The organism is Rhizobium sp. H4 (genome assembly GCF_003013335.1).
Lineage (GTDB): Bacteria > Pseudomonadota > Alphaproteobacteria > Rhizobiales > Rhizobiaceae > Rhizobium > Rhizobium sophoriradicis.
This window is the reverse complement of the sequence record NZ_PSOW01000006.1, coordinates 104,902-123,919: the sequence shown is the minus strand read 5'-3', so window position 1 is coordinate 123,919 and position 19,018 is coordinate 104,902. Positions and strand designations below refer to the sequence as shown.

Annotated in this window: 17 protein-coding genes; 15 read left to right on the top strand and 2 right to left on the bottom strand. The window is 62.4% G+C overall.

Annotated elements, in window-relative coordinates; all coding sequences use genetic code 11:
- Positions 1 to 53 precede the first annotated feature (53 nt).
- The 14 genes from phnG to phnN all read left to right on the top strand — a co-directional run bounded on the left by phnG (position 54) and on the right by phnN (position 12,156).
- A complete protein-coding gene (gene phnG, locus C4N04_RS11235; protein WP_038686145.1) occupies positions 54 to 530 on the top strand; it encodes a phosphonate C-P lyase system protein PhnG in 477 nt (158 codons plus the stop codon).
- Complete coding sequence (gene phnH / locus C4N04_RS11230; protein WP_077995056.1) at positions 530 to 1,138, top strand: phosphonate C-P lyase system protein PhnH; 609 nt, start codon at positions 530 to 532, stop codon at positions 1,136 to 1,138. The genes phnG and phnH overlap by 1 nt, the downstream gene beginning before the upstream one ends.
- A 4-nt stretch (positions 1,139 to 1,142) precedes the next feature.
- Positions 1,143 to 2,249 carry a carbon-phosphorus lyase complex subunit PhnI gene (locus C4N04_RS11225; RefSeq protein WP_077995057.1) on the top strand — a complete coding sequence of 369 codons (1,107 nt, stop codon included), beginning with the start codon at positions 1,143 to 1,145 and terminating at the stop codon, positions 2,247 to 2,249.
- Positions 2,246 to 3,121, top strand: a complete 876-nt coding sequence (locus C4N04_RS11220) for an alpha-D-ribose 1-methylphosphonate 5-phosphate C-P-lyase PhnJ (protein WP_077995058.1) — start codon at positions 2,246 to 2,248, stop codon at positions 3,119 to 3,121. The genes C4N04_RS11225 and C4N04_RS11220 overlap by 4 nt, the downstream gene beginning before the upstream one ends.
- Positions 3,118 to 3,894, top strand: coding sequence for a phosphonate C-P lyase system protein PhnK (gene phnK, locus C4N04_RS11215; RefSeq protein ID WP_038686136.1), 777 nt, complete (start codon positions 3,118 to 3,120; stop codon positions 3,892 to 3,894). Before C4N04_RS11220 ends, phnK begins: the two co-directional genes overlap by 4 nt.
- Before the next feature lie 34 nt (positions 3,895 to 3,928).
- The gene (phnL, locus tag C4N04_RS11210; RefSeq protein WP_077995059.1) at positions 3,929 to 4,636 is read left to right on the top strand and encodes a phosphonate C-P lyase system protein PhnL; all 708 of its coding nucleotides are present in this window, start codon (positions 3,929 to 3,931) and stop codon (positions 4,634 to 4,636) included.
- On the top strand, positions 4,633 to 5,250 hold the full coding sequence (locus tag C4N04_RS11205) for a DapH/DapD/GlmU-related protein (RefSeq protein WP_106796052.1): 618 nt from the start codon (positions 4,633 to 4,635) through the stop codon (positions 5,248 to 5,250). Before phnL ends, C4N04_RS11205 begins: the two co-directional genes overlap by 4 nt.
- A gap of 120 nt (positions 5,251 to 5,370) precedes the next feature.
- Entirely contained in the window at positions 5,371 to 6,213 is an 843-nt protein-coding gene (gene phnC / locus C4N04_RS11200; protein WP_038686131.1) for a phosphonate ABC transporter ATP-binding protein, read from the top strand.
- Between the two features lie 70 nt (positions 6,214 to 6,283).
- On the top strand, positions 6,284 to 7,195 hold the full coding sequence (gene phnD / locus C4N04_RS11195; RefSeq protein WP_106796051.1) for a phosphonate ABC transporter substrate-binding protein: 912 nt from the start codon (positions 6,284 to 6,286) through the stop codon (positions 7,193 to 7,195).
- A 67-nt stretch (positions 7,196 to 7,262) separates the two neighbouring features.
- Complete coding sequence (phnE, locus tag C4N04_RS11190) at positions 7,263 to 8,243, top strand: phosphonate ABC transporter, permease protein PhnE (RefSeq protein WP_096763455.1); 981 nt, start codon at positions 7,263 to 7,265, stop codon at positions 8,241 to 8,243.
- The gene (phnE, locus tag C4N04_RS11185) at positions 8,243 to 9,595 is read left to right on the top strand and encodes a phosphonate ABC transporter, permease protein PhnE (protein WP_106796050.1); all 1,353 of its coding nucleotides are present in this window, start codon (positions 8,243 to 8,245) and stop codon (positions 9,593 to 9,595) included. Before phnE (C4N04_RS11190) ends, phnE (C4N04_RS11185) begins: the two co-directional genes overlap by 1 nt.
- Positions 9,596 to 9,714: 119 nt before the next feature.
- The gene (locus C4N04_RS11180; RefSeq protein ID WP_106796049.1) at positions 9,715 to 10,410 is read left to right on the top strand and encodes a DUF1045 domain-containing protein; all 696 of its coding nucleotides are present in this window, start codon (positions 9,715 to 9,717) and stop codon (positions 10,408 to 10,410) included.
- A gap of 13 nt (positions 10,411 to 10,423) precedes the next feature.
- Positions 10,424 to 11,563 (top strand): alpha-D-ribose 1-methylphosphonate 5-triphosphate diphosphatase, encoded by a 1,140-nt coding sequence (locus tag C4N04_RS11175; RefSeq protein WP_039617246.1) that lies wholly within the window; start codon positions 10,424 to 10,426, stop codon positions 11,561 to 11,563.
- A complete protein-coding gene (phnN, locus tag C4N04_RS11170) occupies positions 11,560 to 12,156 on the top strand; it encodes a phosphonate metabolism protein/1,5-bisphosphokinase (PRPP-forming) PhnN (RefSeq protein WP_039617244.1) in 597 nt (198 codons plus the stop codon). The genes C4N04_RS11175 and phnN overlap by 4 nt, the downstream gene beginning before the upstream one ends.
- Before the next feature lie 371 nt (positions 12,157 to 12,527).
- On the opposite strand, the gene C4N04_RS11165 is transcribed toward phnN, so the two are convergent.
- The gene (locus C4N04_RS11165; RefSeq protein ID WP_106796048.1) at positions 12,528 to 14,900 is read right to left on the bottom strand and encodes a DNA translocase FtsK; all 2,373 of its coding nucleotides are present in this window, start codon (positions 14,898 to 14,900) and stop codon (positions 12,528 to 12,530) included.
- Positions 14,901 to 15,070: 170 nt separating this feature from the next.
- Entirely contained in the window at positions 15,071 to 18,064 is a 2,994-nt protein-coding gene (polA, locus tag C4N04_RS11160; RefSeq protein ID WP_106796047.1) for a DNA polymerase I, read from the bottom strand.
- Positions 18,065 to 18,502: 438 nt separating this feature from the next.
- Between polA and C4N04_RS11155 the strand changes: the two genes are divergently transcribed.
- Positions 18,503 to 18,919 (top strand): MarR family transcriptional regulator, encoded by a 417-nt coding sequence (locus tag C4N04_RS11155; protein WP_038686115.1) that lies wholly within the window; start codon positions 18,503 to 18,505, stop codon positions 18,917 to 18,919.
- Positions 18,920 to 19,018: the final 99 nt, after the last annotated feature.

The window sequence follows — 19,018 nt, the reverse complement described above, 5'->3', positions numbered from 1 at the left end:
AGGTATAGCTTGTATAGTTGTCTATATCAATAGACATATTAAAGGAAGCGGCGATGATATCAGCGGACAGGAACGACGCTACATCACAGACGGCATCCGGGCGTAAACGCGCCGCCGATCTGCTGGCGCGGGCGGAACGGAGCGAACTCTCGGCGGCCTGGATTGCGTTGCCGCAAAAGCCTGCGGCGCATCCGGTGCGCGGACCGGAGACAGGGCTGGTGATGGTGCGCGGACGCATCGGCGGCGGCGGCGCTCCCTTCAATCTTGGCGAGGTGACGGTAACGCGCGCGACGGTCCGGCTCGACTCCGGTTCGGTCGGCCATGCGCAGGCGCTCGGCACCGACCACGAGAAGGCGCGGCTTGCGGCGATCTTCGATGCGCTCTGGCAGGAGGAAGCGACGAAGGATTTCGTCGAACGGGCGCTGCTTTTGCCGATCACTGAGCGAATCGCTGCTGCCGAACGCCGCAAGGCCGACGAGACGGCGGCGACCCGCGTCGACTTCTTCACCATGGTGCGGGGAGACAACTGATGGATTTCAACACCGAAGCCTTGACCGGCGGCTTTGCCGAGCCGGTCTTCCATGCCCAGAGCGTGTTCAAGATGCTGATGGACGGCATGGCCCGTCCCGGTACGATTGAGACCGTTCAGCCCGACGTCGCGCCGCCTGCGCCGCTCGGCATTGCCGCCGGCGCGATCGCGCTGACGCTTTGCGACCACGACACGCCGGTCTGGCTTTCCCAGGGGCTGGCGAAATCCGCCGTGCCGGATTGGCTCGGCTTCCACGCCGGCGCGCCGCTGACCACGGAAAAGGCCGAGGCACGCTTCGCCTTCACCGAAGCCGGTGCCGCGCTCTGCCCCTTCGGCCTCTTCGCCTCAGGCACGCAGGAATATCCCGACCGCTCGACGACGCTCATCATCGAACTTTCCGACCTCGAGGGTGGGCGCCGGCTGGCGCTGATCGGACCCGGCATCCAGAGCGTGACCGAGATCGCTCCTGTCGGCCTGCCGGAGACCTTTCTGCGGCTCTGGGCCGAGAACCGCGCGCTCTTCCCGCGCGGCATCGACATCGTGCTGACCTCGGGCGAGCGCTTCCTCTGCCTGCCGCGCACCACCAAGATCACAGCAACGGAGATCTGAGCTCATGTATGTTGCCGTCAAGGGTGGCGAGGCCGCCATCGCCAATGCCCACCGCCTGCTTGCCGACCGCCGCCGCGGCGACCGTTCGCTGCCGGCGATCGGCATCGACCAGATCGTCGCGCAGCTGGCACTCGCCGTCGACCGTGTGATGGCCGAGGCCTCGCTTTTCGACCGCACGCTCGCAGGCCTCGCCATCCGCCAGTCGCGCGGCGACATGATCGAGGCGATCTTCCTGCTGCGCGCCTATCGCACGACGCTGCCGCGCTTCGGTTATTCCAAGCCGCTCGACACGGCTAATATGACGATCGAACGCCGTATCTCGGCCACCTACAAGGATCTGCCGGGCGGCCAGCTTCTCGGACCGACCTTCGATTATACCCATCGCCTGCTCGATCCCTCGCTGCTTACCGACGAGACGGTCGAGGGGCCCGCCCTGCGTACAGCCGAAACCGGCCGCGTCATGCGCGTCTCCGAAATCCTCGACGAGGAAGGGTTGATCGAGGCCGACGGCGATATGCCGGAGGATCACGAAGTCGGCGACCTTACGCGCGAGCCGATGGAATTTCCGATGAGCCGCGACCTTCGCCTGCAGGCGCTCGCCCGCGGCGATGAGGGTTTCCTGCTGGCGCTCGGTTATTCCACCCAGCGCGGTTACGGCCGCAATCACCCCTTCACCGGCGAGATCCGGATCGGCGAGGTCGAGGTGGAATTCGAGGTGCCGGAGCTCGGTTTCGCCGTTTCGCTCGGCACGATCCAGGTCACCGAATGCCAGATGGTCAACCAGTTCAAGGGTTCGGCCAAGGCGCCGCCGCAATTTACCCGCGGTTACGGCCTGGTCTTCGGCCAGAGCGAGCGCAAAGCGATGGCGATGTCGCTGGTCGATCGCGCATTGCGTGCCGAAGAACTCGGCGAGGATATCACCGCGCCCGCCCAGGACGAGGAATTCGTCATCTCCCATTCCGACAACGTCCAGGCGACCGGCTTCGTCGAACATCTGAAGCTTCCGCATTATGTGGACTTCCAGGCCGAACTCGATCTCGTTCGCCGCATGCGAAGCGAATTCGAAGCCGCCCGCAACAGGGGCGAAGATTTGAAGGAAGCCGCCGAATGAGCGATCTTGCCAGCTACAACTTCGCCTATCTGGATGAACAGACGAAGCGGATGATCCGCCGCGCCATCCTGAAGGCCATCGCCATTCCCGGCTACCAGGTGCCGTTTGCCTCGCGCGAAATGCCGATGCCCTACGGCTGGGGCACCGGCGGCGTGCAGGTGACGGCCTCGATCATCGGCCCCGACGACGTGCTGAAGGTCATCGACCAAGGCGCCGACGACACCACCAACGCCGTCTCCATCCGCGCCTTCTTCCAGAAGGTCGCCAATGTGGCGGTGACGACGCATACAGGCGAGGCGACGATCATCCAGACGCGCCACCGCATTCCCGAGGAAAAGCTCAAGGCCGGCCAAGTGCTCGTCTACCAGGTGCCGATCCCCGAACCGCTGCGCTTCCTCGAGCCGCGTGAAACCGAGACGCGCAAGATGCATGCGCTGGAAGAATACGGTCTCATGCACGTGAAGCTCTACGAGGATATCGCCCGCAACGGCCGCATCGCCACGACGTATGCCTATCCGGTCAAGGTTTACGGCCGCTACGTCATGGATCCCTCACCGACGCCCAAATTCGATAATCCCAAGATGCATAAGTCGGAAGCGCTGCAGCTTTTCGGCGCCGGCCGCGAAAAGCGCATCTATGCCGTGCCGCCCTATACCGACGTCGTCAGCCTTGATTTCGAGGACCATCCCTTCGAAATCCAGCGCTTCGGCAAGCCCTGCGCGCTTTGTGGCGCCGAGGATGTCTATCTGGACGAGGTGATCCTCGACGACAAAGGCGGGCGCATGTTCGTCTGCTCCGATACCGATCATTGCGAAGATCGCCGGGCACACGGACATGCCGGCGAAATGCTGGCCCGGGAGGCTGCAGAATGACCGATACGCCGCTTCTCAAAGTCAACGACCTGTCGAAGTTCTATGGCAACCGCATCGGCTGCCGCAATGTGTCCTTCGAGCTCTGGCCCGGCGAAGTGCTCGCCATTGTCGGCGAATCCGGCTCGGGCAAGACGACGCTGCTGAACTGCATCTCTACCCGGCTGATGCCGACCAGCGGCAGTGTCGAATACCACATGCGCGACGGCACCTATCGCGACCTCTACCATATGAACGAGGCCGAGCGCCGTTTCCTGATGCGCACCGACTGGGGTTTCGTGCACCAGAACCCGGCCGATGGCCTGCGCATGACGGTTTCCGCCGGCGCCAATGTCGGCGAACGCCTCATGGCGATCGGCGACCGGCATTACGGCAAGATCCGCTCCACCGCTATCGACTGGCTGGAACGCGTCGAGATCGACGCCGACCGCATCGACGACCAGCCGCGCGCCTTTTCCGGCGGAATGCGGCAGCGATTGCAGATCGCCCGCAATCTCGTCACCGGCCCACGCCTCGTCTTCATGGACGAGCCCACAGGCGGCCTCGACGTCTCGGTGCAGGCGCGTTTGCTCGATCTCGTTCGCGGCCTCGTCAACGATCTCGGCCTCTCGGCCATCATCGTCACCCACGATCTCGCCGTCGCCCGGCTTCTGTCGCACCGCATGATGGTGATGAAGGACGGCTACGTCATCGAACACGGGCTCACCGACCGGGTGCTCGACGATCCGCGCGAACCCTACACGCAACTGCTCGTTTCCTCGATCCTGCAGGTCTGAGCGCCGCTGCAGGTCCAAAACCAGGGAAGACATCATGCCAACGCCCCTCGTCGTTTCCGAAGTCTCGAAGAGCTTCACCATGCATCTGCGCGACGGCATCCGGCTGCCCGTCGTCTCCGATGTCGCCTTCTCGGTCGCTTCAGGAGAATGCGTCGTGCTCGGCGGCCCGTCGGGCATCGGAAAGAGCTCGCTGCTGAAGATGATCTACGGCAATTATGCGGTCGACACCGGTCAGATTCTCATCCGCCACGACGGCCGCGTCGTCGATCTCGCCGCCGCCGATCCGCGCACCGTGCTCAATGTGCGGCGCAATACGCTTGGCTATGTCAGCCAGTTCCTGCGCACCGTGCCGCGCGTCGCGGCAATCGACGTGGTGGCGGAACCGCTAGTGGCGCGTGGCGAGGAAGCCCGTGCAGCACGAGAGAAGGCGGGCGCCCTGCTCGCCAAGCTCAACCTGCCGGAAGCGCTCTGGCAGCTTCCGCCCGCTACCTTCTCCGGCGGCGAACAGCAGCGCGTCAACATTGCCCGCGGCTTCATCACCGACCATACAATCCTGCTGCTCGATGAACCCACCGCCTCGCTCGATGCCCGCAACCGAGCCGTCGTCGTCGGCATGATTTCGGAAAAGAAGCAGGCGGGCGTCGCCCTTCTCGGCATCTTCCACGATGAGGAAGTGCGCGAAGCCGTCGCCGACCGCATCCTCGACGTCCAGCAGTTTTCTCCCAGAAAGATCGCCGCATGAGCCGCAGGCTGGGCATTGAACCCTATGTCCACGAGACGGCGTCCGTCAGCGATTCCAGCTTTGGGCGCTATACGGAGGTTTCCGAGCGCTGCCGCATCAGCGAGGCGACGCTCGGCGACTATTCCTACATCATGCAGGACGGCTCCGTCTGGTGCGCGACGATCGGCAAGTTCGTCAATATCGCCGCCGCCGTGCGCATCAACGCCACCAACCATCCGACTTGGCGCGCGACGCTGCACCATTTCACCTATCGCGCCGCCGACTACTGGCCGGACGGTGACATGGAGGAGGACTTCTTCGCCTGGCGGCGCGCAAACCGGGTGACGATCGGCAACGATGTCTGGATCGGCCATGGGGCGACGATCCTGCCGGGCGTCAGCGTCGGCAACGGCGCGGTGATCGGCGCCGGCGCCGTCGTCTCGAAGAACGTAGCGGCTTACTCGATCGTTGGCGGCGTGCCGGCTAAAATAATCCGCGAGCGCTTTCCGAAAGAGGTCGGCGAGCGCATGGACAGGCTTGCCTGGTGGGACTGGGAGCACGACCGTTTGCGCCTGGCCTTGCAGGATTTTCGCAACCTAATCGCGGAAGATTTCCTGGCGCGCTACGGGGGCTAGAAGCGGTCTTCGCAACGCCGAGAATTGTGACGCCACTTACACAAATATGACACGCGACCTTCATGAAGCGGGACTAATGCCAATGCTCATCAACGCCTGGAATACAAGGGGAAGAGCATGATGTTCGAGCTGAAGGATGTCACCCGTCGTTTCGGAAACAAGCTCGCCGTTGATGCCGTGACACTAACCATTCCCCAGGGTCAGATGGTCGGCATCATCGGGCGCTCCGGTGCCGGGAAGTCGACGCTGCTCCGCATGATCAACCGCCTGCAGGAACCAAGCTCCGGCTCCATTCGTTTCGCCGGAGTCGAAGTCTCTGGGCTTCGCGGCCAGGGCTTGCGCAACTGGCAGCGCGACTGTGCGATGATCTTCCAGCAGTTCAACCTGGTGCCCCGCCTCGATGTGCTGACCAATGTCATGCTCGGCCGGCTCAATCACCGCTCGACGCTTCTCAGCCTGCTCAACGTCTTCACGCGCGAGGAGCGCGTGCATGCGATCGCGGCGCTCGAGCGCCTCGGCATCGAGCAGACGGCGCTGCAGGCGGCCGGTACACTCTCCGGCGGCCAGCAGCAGCGTGTGGCGATCGCCCGCGCGCTGATGCAGAACCCGAAGATGGTGCTTGCCGACGAGCCGATCGCCTCGCTCGATCCGCTGAACGCCAAGATCGTCATGGATGCGCTGCGCGACATCAATGAGCGCGAGGGCATCACCGTCATCACCAACCTGCACACACTCGATACCGCTCGCAACTATTGTGAGCGCATCGTCGGCATGGCCGGCGGCCGCGTTGTCTTCGATGGTAAGCCGTCAGAGCTGACCGGGGAGGCCGTCAAGGAAATTTATGGGACTGACAAGGACGGCGCCGGCATCGACGAAACCATGACGTCGACCAGCCTCGAATCCACGCGCCGCGCCGAGACCCCATCCTCCGGCATGATGGCCAAAACAGCCGCCATGCATTGATCCGTGTCCGGCCGACTGGACAACGGCCGGAGAACCAACTGACGAGCCACGTCACAACAGGGAGACTTCTATGTCTGCATTCCGCAAGATTTTGATGGCAACCATCGCCGTAGCCGCCCTCGCCGGCAATGCCGCCGCTCAGGACGTCAAAGTCCTCCGCATCGGTCTCGATGGCGGTGAAAACGAAGCCGACCAGGTTCGTCGCACCGAGTGCGTCAAGCCGGGCCTGATCGCCGCCACCGGCGTTTCCGAAGTGCAGCTCTTCCCGTCGCCGAACTACAACGGCGTCATCCAGGGCCTGCTCGGCGGCACGATCGATCTCGCCGTCATGGGCGCCGCCTCTTACGCCGCGATCTATATCAAGGATCCGAACGCCGTCACCCCGGTTCTCACCACCAAGCAGGCGGACGGTTCGACCGGCTACTACTCCATCATGGTTGCCCGCAAAGATTCCGGCATCAAGACGCTGGCCGACGCCAAGGACAAGAAGCTCGGCTTCGCCGATCCGGACTCTACCTCCGGCTACCTTGTTCCTAACGTTGCCCTTCCGAAGGACACCGGCGCTCCAGTCAAGCAGTACTTCTCTGAAACCGGCTTCGGCGGCGGCCACGAGAACCTCGTTCTCGGCGTTCTCGACAAGAAGTTCGACGTCGGTACCACCTTCGGTTCCGGTCAGGGCGATTGGGCGCAGGGTTACACATCCGGCAACCTGCACCAGATGGTCACCAAGGGCCTGCTCGACATGGACGATATCGTCGAAGTCTGGAAGTCGCCCCTTATCCCGAACGGTCCGCTGATGGTTTCCCAGAAGCTGCCGGCCGACCTGCAGAAGAAGGTTACCGCCTACTTCGCCGAACTGCCGAAGAAGGACAAGAGCTGCTTCGAATCGTTCACCGGCGGCGGCTACGTTGACTGGGCGCCGGTCGACCAGAGCTTCTACCAGACGATCATCGACGCCCGTAAGGCGGTCATCGGCGGCTGATCCTCAGCCTGAACAGTCTTGCGGCGGCATCATGATGGTGCCGCCGTTTTCAAGAAGGAAGCCATAGATGGCGCACTCGGCCGGCGCGGATTCTCTCAGCGGATTGCAGGAGAGCTCCCGCACCATCCTCGATCATTATCAGAGCCAAGTCCGAACGCGACGCATCTATACCGTCGTTTCGATCGTGGTGTTCCTAATCATCCTCGGCGCCTCGCTCGACTTCGCCAACAGTGCCAATTCGGGCAAGTTCTTCGAGCGCCTGCCCTATTTCTTCGATTTCATGAAGAGCTTTGTACCGGACAGCCCGCTGGAGATCTTCCGCGCCATGTTCGACTTGCCGTCGCCCTACTCCGACGGTTCGATAAAATACGACTACACAAGCGACCGCGTCTGGATCACCGACAGTTTCTACATCCCGAATTTCTTCTACCAGCTCGCGATCACGCTCAACATCGCCATCGTCTCCACCATATTGGGCGCCAGCGGTGCGTTCCTGCTCTGCTTTTTCGCGTCCACCAATCTGGTCGGTGCGGGTGTGACGCGCTGGATTGTCCGGCGCATCATGGAGATCATGCGCGCCTTCCCGGAAATCGTCATCGCCGGTCTTCTCGCGGCGATCCTGTCGATCGGTCCGATCTCGGCGATCATCGCGGTGTGGTTCCACACTATCGGCGCACTCGGAAAGCTGTTCTTCGAAGTCGTCGAGAATGCTGACATGAAGCCGGATGAAGGCCTGCGCGCCGTCGGCGCCGGCTGGCTGGAGCGTGTACGTTTTGCCATCCTGCCGCAGGTCCTCCCGAACTTTGTCTCCTACACGTTGCTGCGCACCGAGATAAATGTGCGTGCCTCGACCATTATCGGCGCGGTTGGCGGCGGCGGCATAGGTGAAGTCTTCAGCCTTTCGATTGGCCGCGACCATGCCGCCAAGACTTACGCAATCATCATCCTGCTGCTGATCACGGTCATTTGCGTCGACCAGTTTTCTGCTTGGCTGCGCCGACGGCTGATCGGCCAGCAGTCCTTCGAATTTGGCCGGGGAGCGGCGTGATGTCCTCGGGTCTGACCATGAACGCTGTCGAACGCAACCGCCTGTTGGCCGCCTATCCGGACGTCTTCCATCGCAGTTTCATGCAGCGATGGAGCCTTCTCCTCATTTCTGCGGCAGTCCTCGTCTACCTTGCCTTCTGCTTCGCCTTCTTCAACGTCATTCCGACGTTCGTCAACGGCAACTGGGATCGCGCGGCGATCTATGTTCAGGACTGGTATTCCTGGCGTGCCCAGCCGCGCCTCCGTTTCCAGAACGATCAGCTCGTCCCACAATGGACAAGCCGCCGCCAGTATCCCGAAGGCGCCGACATCTACTGGCTGAAGCCCAGTGCCGATGGGAGCAGATACACTGTCACCTTCGGCAGCGACGGCGACCGCCTGGAAGTGAGCCCGAGCCGCGTGGACGTCTATATCGACGGCAAGCTCTATCTCGTCACCATTACCCGCGATCGAGCTTCCCTGCCTGCCGACGCGCCAGTCCAGATGCAGCAGGACGACAACAAGGTGAATGTCTATTACGGTTTTTCCGGACAGGCAGAAATCCGCACCAGCCAAGTCTACGTGCAGCGCCGTTTTCTCGGCTGGGCGAACTTTTTCTTCGATACGCAATCACCCTTCTGGGGCCGCAGCCTGCCCGAGGTCGTCGGCCTGATGTTCTCCGGCGCACGACTGGATGCAAATCAATCCAACGCCTCGCTGGCCGTAGACAACTTCCTCAACAACGCGAGCTGGCAGCACCGCGACATCCTGTCGAAACTGATGCAGACACTCGTCATGGCCTTTGTCGGCACACTATTTGGCACGCTGGTTGCCTTTCCGCTCGCCTTCATCGCCGCACGCAACATCATGCGCAACCGCGCCATGAACTGGGCCACGAAACGGCTCTTCGATTTCCTGCGCTCGATCGATATGCTGATCTGGGCGTTGTTCTTCACCCGTGCCTTCGGTCCGGGGCCGCTTCCCGGGATCGCGGCGATTTTCTTCACCGATACCGGCGCGCTCGGAAAAGTCTATGCCGAAGCCCTCGAGAACATCGACGACAAGCAGCGTGAGGGCGTGAAATCGGTCGGTGCGGCGCCAGTTGCCGTTCAACGTTTCGGCGTCGTCCCACAAGTCCTGCCGGTCTTCATCTCGCAATCTCTTTATTTCTGGGAGTCGAATACCCGTTCGGCAACCGTGATCGGGGCCGTCGGTGCGGGCGGCATTGGCCTGAAGTTGCTGGAGTCCATGAAGACCAATTCGGACTGGGACAAAGTCGCTTACATGGTGCTTCTGATACTCCTTGTCGTCTTCGCCTTCGACAATCTGTCGAATGCGCTGCGCTCGCGCGTGATGGGGAAAAAGAACCACTGACAAGCCGCCGCCATCATCATTCTGTCACGGAATTCTTTTAGCCGGGGAGCCTGCTTGCGGTTCGCCGCCAAATCACTGCACATTGCGCTCCCCGTTTCGACGATCCCCAGGACAAAGCCTTGCGCTACGCTCTCTATTTCTCGCCGCCGAAGGATGATCCCCTGACCGGCGCGGCCTCGCTCTGGCTCGGCCGCGACGCCTTTACCGGCGAAACCTATCCTGCCCCGGCCTATGAGCAGCTCGGCCAGGCAGAGCAGTTCGAGCTGACCGCCGATCCACGCCGCTATGGCTTTCATGCGACGATCAAGGCGCCGTTTGCGCTTGCCGCCTCCGTCACCGAAAAGGACCTCATGGCCTTTGCCGAGGATTTCGCAGCGCGCACGCCGGCCTTCGAGATTCCCGAACTCGTGCTCGGCCAGCTCGGCCGTTTTTTTGCCCTCGTCCCCGGTTCTCTTCATCAACCTCTTCAGGATTTCGCCGCGAAGGTGGTAAAGTCTTTCGAACCGTTTCGCGCGGCACTTTCGGAAGCCGATATCATCAGGCGCAACCCGGAGAAGCTCAGCGACAGCCAGCGCGCCAATCTGCAGCGCTGGGGCTATCCCTATGTCATGGAGGATTTCGGCTTCCACATGACGCTGAGCGGGCAAGTGCCCGAGACCCGCGCCGCGGTGATGAAAACGATTCTGGCCGAGCGTTTTTCCGGTTTTACCGGCCGGCCGCTGTCGATTTCCGGCCTTGCCGTCTTCCTCGAGGAGACGCGCGGCGCCCCGTTCAAAGTTCATTCCTGGCTGCCGCTTTCCGGCGCCAAAAGCTGAAAGACCTGACGAGATGAGCAAAGAGACCGTGTTTTCCAATGCCCGCATCGTTCTCGAGGATGACGTCCTCGCCGGATCGATCCTCATCCGCGACGGAAAGATCGCCGATATTTCCGAAGGGAACTCGGTAGCCGGCGAAGATTTCGAAGGGGACTTCATCATTCCTGGGCTCGTCGAGCTGCACACCGACCATCTCGAAGGCCATTACCAGCCGCGCCCCGGCATTCGCTGGAACAAGACCGCCGCGGTCCAGGCGCATGACGCCCAGATCGTCACGTCAGGCATCACCACGGTGTTCGACTGCCTGCGCATGGGTGCGGACGAGGACGGCGGCTTCGAACTTGGCGAGATGCGCGACATGGCCGACGCCATTCAGTCGGCGGAGAGGGAGGGCCGGCTGCGCGCCGAGCACCTTCTGCACCTGCGCTGCGAGGTCTCGGCCGACAATGTGCTCGAACATTTCGCGGATTTCGAGAAGGATCCGCATGTGCGGCTCGTCTCGCTGATGGATCATGCGCCCGGCCAGCGGCAGTTCCAGACGATGGATCAATATATCTTCTACTACCAAAAGAAGCGGGGCTTGAGCGACGAGGTCTTCGCCCGTTTCGTCGCCAAGCGACAGGCGGAATCGGCGCGCAACTCGACCCCGCACCGCAATGCCATCGCCAAGGTCTGCGCCGAACGCGGCATCACGGTGGCAAGCCATGACGACGCCACACTCGCCCATGTCGACGAGGCGATCGACAACGGCGTGCGGCTCGCCGAATTCCCGACCAGCTTCGATGCCGCCCGCGCCTCGCACGAGCACGGCATGAGCGTGCTGATGGGGGCGCCCAACATCGTTCGCGGCAAATCCCATTCCGGCAACATCGCCGCCCGCGACCTCGCCGAAATGGGCGTGCTCGATGTGCTGTCCTCCGACTACGTGCCGCTCAGCCTGCTGCACGCGCCCTTCATCCTCGCCGACGAGGTCGAGAGCATCACGCTGCCGAAGGCGATCGCCATGGTGACGTCGACGCCCGCCCGCACCGTCAGCCTCGACGATCGCGGACGGATCGCGACCGGGCTGCGCGCCGATCTCGTCCGCGTCCACCGTTCGCATGGCGTGCCGGTGACACGCTCCGTCTGGCGCCAGGGACGCCGTGTCGCATGAGCCCGCACGAACCCCATCCCGGTGCCGGCGCCGAACGCGGCATCATGGTCGTCGTCGTCGGGCCGAGTGGCGCCGGCAAGGACACGCTGATGAACCTTGCCGCCCGGCATTTCGCCGGCCGCGCTGACATTCACTTCACCCGCCGCGTCATTACCCGCCACCGCGGCGCCGGCGGCGAGGATCATCTTTCCGTCTCCCTCGAAGGGTTTGCCGCCATGGAGCAGTCGGGCTCCTTTGCCGTCTGGTGGGAAGCCCATGGTCTGAAATACGGCATTCCGGCCGAAGTCTCGGTGGCGCTGTCGAGGGGCCATATCGTTGTCGCCAACGGCTCGCGCTCGGCGCTGCATCGCTTCCAGGCCGCCTTCCCGCGGCTGAAGGTGATCAACGTCACCGCCAGCGCCGAGGTGCTCGCCGGCCGGCTGGAGGCGCGTGGGCGCGAGACGCATGAGGATATCATGGCGAGACTCGCCCGCGGGCCGCTGACGGTGCGCGGCGACTACGATGTGACGGAGCTCGACAATAGCGGTTCCATCGAAGAGGCCGAGCAGAAGATGATCGCGATCCTCGACGGACTGCTGGCGGACGTTCAGTAGACGAACGACAGCAGAAATTTGCGATGCCGCAGGCCCTCGCTGTCCGAACCGGATAAATAGGCAACTGATCAGGCCAGCGGCAGGAATTGCACGTCCGGCAAGCGACGTGATGTACCGCGAAGAGAGGTCCTCGGCGCGCTGGATTTCTGTGACAAGCACAGAGATGAGGGAGGAGAGGTAGAGCTTCCCATCCACTGTCGCGGGACGGAACAGCTTTTGCCATTAGAAATCTTGGCGGAAGCGCTTACCCACCCACCCTCATCTCTGTGCTTGTCACAGAGATCCAGCCACGGCGCGTCCGCGCCGTGAATGACTCATCTGAAGAAGTTGCCTATCTTTCAATTGAACAATCGGAACAGGCGACTTGGCGACTATTCCCCGTCGCCTCGTCCCGAAACGATCTCGCGCTTGCCGACATGATTGGCCGGGCCGACCAGGCCTTCCTTTTCCATCCGTTCGACCAATGAGGCAGCGCGGTTATAGCCGATGCCGAGGCGGCGCTGGATGTAGGAGGTCGAGCACTTCTTGTCGCGCATGACGACCTTGACGGCCTGCTCGTAGAGCTCGTTGCCATCCTCGGAGGCCATGGCGCTCTTGTCGAACACGGCGCCGGCCTCTTCCTCTTCCGGCTCTTCCTCTTCGTCGGCGGTGACGGTGTCGAGATATTCGGGACGCCCTTGCGTTTTCAGATGGGCAACGACCTTTTCGACCTCGGCATCCGAAACGAAGGGACCGTGCACGCGGGCAATCCTGCCACCGCCCTGCATGTGCAGCATATCGCCCTGGCCGAGCAGTTGCTCGGCGCCCTGTTCACCGAGAATGGTGCGGCTGTCGATCTTCGAGGTGACCTGGAAGGAGATGCGGGTCGGGAAGTTTGCCTTGATCGTGCCGGTGATGACGTCGACCGACGGGCGCTGCGTCGCCATGATCAGGTGAATACCGGCCGCACGCGCCATCTGCGCCAGACGCTGAATCGCGCCTTCGATCTCCTTGCCGGCGACCATCATCAGGTCGGCCATTTCGTCGACGATGACGACGATATAGGGCATCGGCGCGAGATCCAGCTCCTGCTGCTCCTCGATCGGCGCGCCGGTTCCCTTGTCGAAGCCGGTCTGGACCATGATATGGATGGTCTCGCCCTTTTCGCGCGCCTGGCAGACGCGGCCGTTATAGCCGTCGATGTTGCGCACGCCGAGGCGCGACATTTTGCGATAACGCTCCTCCATCTCGCGCACGGCCCATTTCAGCGCCATGACCGCCTTCTTGGGATCGGTGACGACGGGCGTCAGGAGATGCGGGATGCCGTCATAGACGGAGAGTTCGAGCATCTTCGGGTCGACCATGATCAGCCGGCACTGTTCCGGCGTCATGCGGTAGAGCAGCGACAGGATCATCGTGTTGATGGCGACCGATTTGCCCGAGCCGGTGGTGCCGGCGACGAGCAGATGCGGCATCTTCGCGAGCTCGGCGATCACCGGCTCGCCGCCGATGGTCTTGCCGAGGCCGAGCGCCAGCTTATAGCCGCTCTTGTCGAAATCCTGGCTCTCGATCATCTCGCGGAAATAGACAGTCTCACGGGTGACATTCGGCAGTTCGATGCCGATGACGTTGCGGCCGGGGACCACGGCGACGCGGGCCGAAAGCGCCGACATCGATCGGGCGATATCGTCGGCGAGGCCGATGACGCGCGATGACTTCACGCCGGGCGCCGGCTCGAATTCATAGAGGGTGACGACGGGGCCGGGGCGAACATGAATGATCTCGCCCTTGATGCCGAAATCTTCCAGCACGCTTTCCAGGAGACCGGCATTCTGCTCCAGCGTCTCCTGCGACATGATCTCGCCAAGCCGTTCCGGCGGCTCCTGCAACAGGGCGCGCGGCGGGAATTCATAGCCTGACGCATCGACTTTTTCCGGCCTTGCCATCAGGCGCGGCGACGGCAGGACGGCGGCCACCGGAGGCGTCGGCCGGGGCGCCGGCGCCGCCTGGGGCAACGGTGTAGCCTGGGGCAGCGGCGCCGCCTGGAGCACCGGTGCAGCCTGCGGCATTGGCGCAGTCTGGGGTACCTGGGGCGCGCCTTGAGGCGCCAGCAAGATAGGCTCCGGAGCACGAACCGGCTTTTCCAGGGATATCGCGGCCGGCCGCGGAGCTGCCGATGCGGGCATTGCGGCCGGCGGCTGGATCGGGCGCGATACGGTGGAAGCCGGTTTCGGCGCGCCTGGACGCCATTCCATGACACGGAATAGGGAGGTGATCGATTCGGGCGTAGTCTCGATCTTCGGGACAACAATCGGGTGTGTGCGGATCGGCTCGCCTTCTTCGAAGGCCATGACTTCCCAGAAGGCGAAATCGGAAATGGAAGCCAGTTCGGAAGCAGCGCGCAAGGCAGGCGCCTCCGCCCGGCCGGCGGCCGGCTGCGGCATCTCGATCATCGGGGCCGGCGCTGCGGTAAGCTCGCTCGGCTCCGGCAGATAGATGTCGAAAGGCACATCGACGGCGACCGGTTCTATCCGTATCGCTTGCTGCTCGAGCTGCGATTCGTCGCGAACGGGCTCGTTCGACGGACGGCGCCGGCTGATCAGCGTTTCCGGGGTGCGGGTGAAGCGAACATTCGGCGCGAGCGAGAAGTTGCTCTGCCAGATCGGCGCCGCCGGCTTTTCGCCGGGATTTTCCTCCGCAAGCTCGGTTTCAAGCCCGCTGGAAAAATCTGCGGCATCCGTCAAATTGGTTCTGGGAAAACGCATGCGTCCGCTACTCACTCATGCCTGACAAATTACGACCCTACCGGGATAGAAAAGGAAGGTTAATAAGTTCCTTCCAGCCGCATCGTTCCGGTACGCCCTGCAGAGACAAACCGTTGCCATTTCAATGAGTTGCGTGAACCGGAAAAATCTTTTTGGTTTTGGGGAGGCGGTTAATGCGCCTCATCCCAATTGGTGGCGGCGCGCGCATCGACGCGCAGCGGCACGCGCATTTCGAGCGCCGGCATGGTGGCGTTTTCCATGACCGAGACGATGATCGGCATGGCCTTGTCGACATCCTCATCTTCGACTTCGAAGATGAGTTCGTCGTGCACCTGCAGGAGCATGCGGACACGCTCGGCAAGACCGGCTTCAACAAGCGCCGGCTCCATCTTGATCATCGCCCGGCGGATGACGTCGGCGGCCGAGCCCTGGATCGGCGCGTTGATCGCGGCCCGCTCGTTGAAGGCGCGCACCGACGGATTGGAAGAACGGATTTCGGGATAGTTGATTCGCCGGCCGAAAATCGTCTCGACGTAACCCTTGTCGCGCGCCATGGCCTTGCGGCTTTCCATATAATCGCGGATGCCGGGGAAACGCTCGAAATATTTCTTGATATAGTCGCCGGCTTCCGACCGCTCGATCGAAAGCTGATTGGCGAGCCCGAAGGCCGAGATGCCGTAGATGATGCCGAAATTGATCGCCTTGGCGCGGCGGCGAACTTCGCCCGGCATGCCTTCGACCGGCACCCCGAACATTTCCGACGCGGTCATGGCATGGATGTCGACGCCATCCTCGAAGGCCTTGGTCAGCTGCGGGATCTCGGCCACATGGGCAAGCACACGCAGTTCGATCTGGCTGTAATCGGCGGAAATCAGCTTGTGGCCCGGTGTCGAGATGAAGGCGGTGCGGATCTTGCGGCCTTCAGCGGTGCGCACCGGAATATTCTGCAGGTTCGGCTCGGAGGAAGACAGCCGCCCTGTCGTCGTCGATGCCAGCGAGTAGGAGGTGTGGACCCGCTCGGTCTCCGGATGCACATAGCCTGGAAGCGCGTCGGTATAGGTCGATTTCAGCTTGGTGAGCTGACGCCAGTCGACGATCTTGCGCGGCAGTTCGAACCCGGCGGCGGCGAGATCCTCGAGCACCGAGGCGGAGGTCGACCATTGCCCGGTCTTCGTCTTGCTGCCGCCGGCAAGACCCATCTTGCCGAACAGAATATCGCCCAGCTGCTTCGGCGAACCGATATTGAAACGCTCGCCGGCCAGCGTATAGATTTCGTCCTCCAGCCGCGCCGCACCCTGGGCCAGTTCGCCGGACAGGCGCGACAGGATCTGCCGGTCGACGGTGACGCCGCGCGCTTCCATGCGGGCGAGCACGGGCAACAGCGGCCGCTCCAGCCGTTCATAGACGCTGGTCAGCCCTGCCGCCGCCAGCCGCGGCTTGAGCACCAGCCAGAGGCGCAGCGTCACATCGGCGTCTTCGGCGGCGTAATGGGTGGCGCGGTCGATATCGACCAGATCGAAGGTGACGTTCGCCTTGCCGCTGCCCGCCACGTCCTTGTAGGGGATCGGCGTGTGACCGAGGAATTTTTCCGAAAGCGGATCCATGCCATGAGCGCCGGTGCCGGCGTCGAGCACGTAGGAAATCAGCATCGTGTCGTCGAAACTCTTCGTCTCGATGCCGTAGCGCTTCAACAGCAGATAGTCGTATTTCAGGTTCTGGGCGACCTTCAGAACCGATTCGTCTTCAAGTAATGCCTTCAGGCGCGGCAGAGCATCGCGCATCGGGATCTGGTTTTCGGCAAGGCCGCCGCCGAGCAGATCACCGACACCATTTTTGTGGGCAAGCGGCACATAGGCGGCGCGGATCTTCGTGCCGGTGGGATCGGCGACATTGTCGGCGATCGCCATCGCAAATCCGACAAGCTCCGCCTGCATCGCATCCAGTGACGTGGTCTCGGTATCGAAAGCGACGAGGCCGGTGTCGCGCGCATCGGCGATCCATCGGTCGAGTGCCGCCAGATCGCGGATCGTTTCATAGGTCGAATGGTCAAAGGGCAGCGTGGCAAACGCTTCAGCCCGCGCCTTGGCAAGATCGGCAGGCGAAAAGGTACCTTCGACGCCAGCCTTCGCACGCGCCGGCACGGACACGGATTGCCCTGAGACGTCGGGAATGCCGCCGGCAACCGGCTCCGGCTCGGCCGCATCGAGATCGGGACCACGGGCAGCCGCGCCCCATTCGATAGGAACGACCGCCGGTTCGATGGCGCTCGCATCGCAATCACAGACTTCGGCGACGCGGCGCGTCAACGAAGTGAATTCCATCGTCTTGAGAAAGCCGATCAGCTTCGGACCGTTCTGCGGCTCCAGCACCAGCGCGTCGAGATCGAGATCGAGCGGCACGTCGGTGCGCAGCCGCACGAGTTCGCGCGAGAGCCTGGCCATCTCGATATTGGCCAGGATCGTCTCGCGGCGCTTGACCTGCTTGATCTCGGTGGCGCGTTCGAGCAGCGTGTCGAGATCGCCGTATTCCTCAAGCAGCTGGGCGGCGGTTTTCGGGCCGATGCCGGGAATGCCGGGCACATTGTCGACGGAATCGCCGGTCATCGCCTGCAGGTCGATCATCTTTTCCGGCGACACGCCCCATTTCTCGACGACGTCGGGAATGCCTATCTGCTTGTCCTTCATGCTGTCATACATGTGGACATTTGCTGTGACGAGCTGCATCAGATCCTTGTCGGAGGAGACGATGGTGACATCGGCGCCTGTTGCCTCGGCCTGGCGGGCATAAGTGGCGATGATGTCGTCGGCCTCAAAGCCTTCAGTTTCGATGCAGGGCAGGTTGAAGGCGCGGGTTGCCTCGCGGATCAACCCGAACTGCGGAATGAGCTCTTCCGGCGGAGCCGAGCGGTTCGCCTTGTAGGCGTCGTAGAGATCCTTGCGGAAGGTCTTGGCGGAATAATCGAAGATGACGGCCAGGTGGGTCGGCGTCACCCCGACATCGGTATTGCGTGCATCCCTCAAGAGCTTCCACAATATGTTGCAGAAACCGGAGACGGCGCCGACCGGCAGGCCGTCGGATTTGCGCGTCAGCGGCGGCAATGCATGAAACGCCCGAAATATGAATCCGGAACCGTCGACTAGGAAGAGGTGATCGCCTTTTTTCATGCGTGCATGGATAGCGCGGGCACGGAACGAGGTCCATATAAAGTTCGGCGCGCCAAGAGATTATGGCGTCAGCTTCAAGGAATTTTGCAGAAGGGATTCCTGCTCACCAAACTGTTACCGATTTGTAACGTTGCGTGACCCTTGAAAAACCACATTCGCAGTTACAAATCAATGTCACCGGCGCTTGATCGCGCCGCGGGTCTGATTACCGGCTTGTCCCCCGCCGCATCAGGCTTGGACAAAGGCCTTATCCCCCTCTCCGGGCCTTTGTCCCCATTTTAAAGTCGCCATGGCCAACCTCCAGGCCATGGCGACTTTTGTTTTTCCAGCCGCTCGAAACGCTGGGCGAGCCTGCATTTTTTGGAGCGTCCTATGCGATTTGCTGCATTGTCTCCGGCACGGTTTTGCGCCTAACTTGCAGTCATGGGATTTAACCGTATGGATTCGGGAGCTTACCTCGCCAGCCAGCTGGCGAAGGGTTTTGCCCGCTCGCTGCACCGGCGCGCGGTTGTGCTCGGTTTTTCCCCCGGTCAGTTTCCCATTCTGCTGGAACTCTGGGGCGAAGACGGCCTGACCCAGAAACAGCTTCTCGAGCGGGTCGATATCGAGCAGGCGACCATGGCCAATACGCTGTCGCGGATGGTCCGCGACGGGCTGATCGAACGCCGGCCGCATCCATCCGACAAGCGGGCGCAGCTGATCTTCCTGACGCCGAAAGCACGTGCCATGGAAGCCGAGGCGATCGAAAGCGCGCGCGAGGCCGACCTCGCGCTGTTCAAGGGCTTCCGGACTTTCGAGCGCGAGCTGACGCTCGAATATATCCGCCGTCTGCTGGAAAACGCCAAGGCGCTCTGAGCGGCATTACTCGCCGGCAAGACGGGTGGGTTGCCGCCACGGTAGCGACGGATCGTCCCTTAGCCTTTTGTTTTTATGCATGTCGTTGTCCCGGAACCA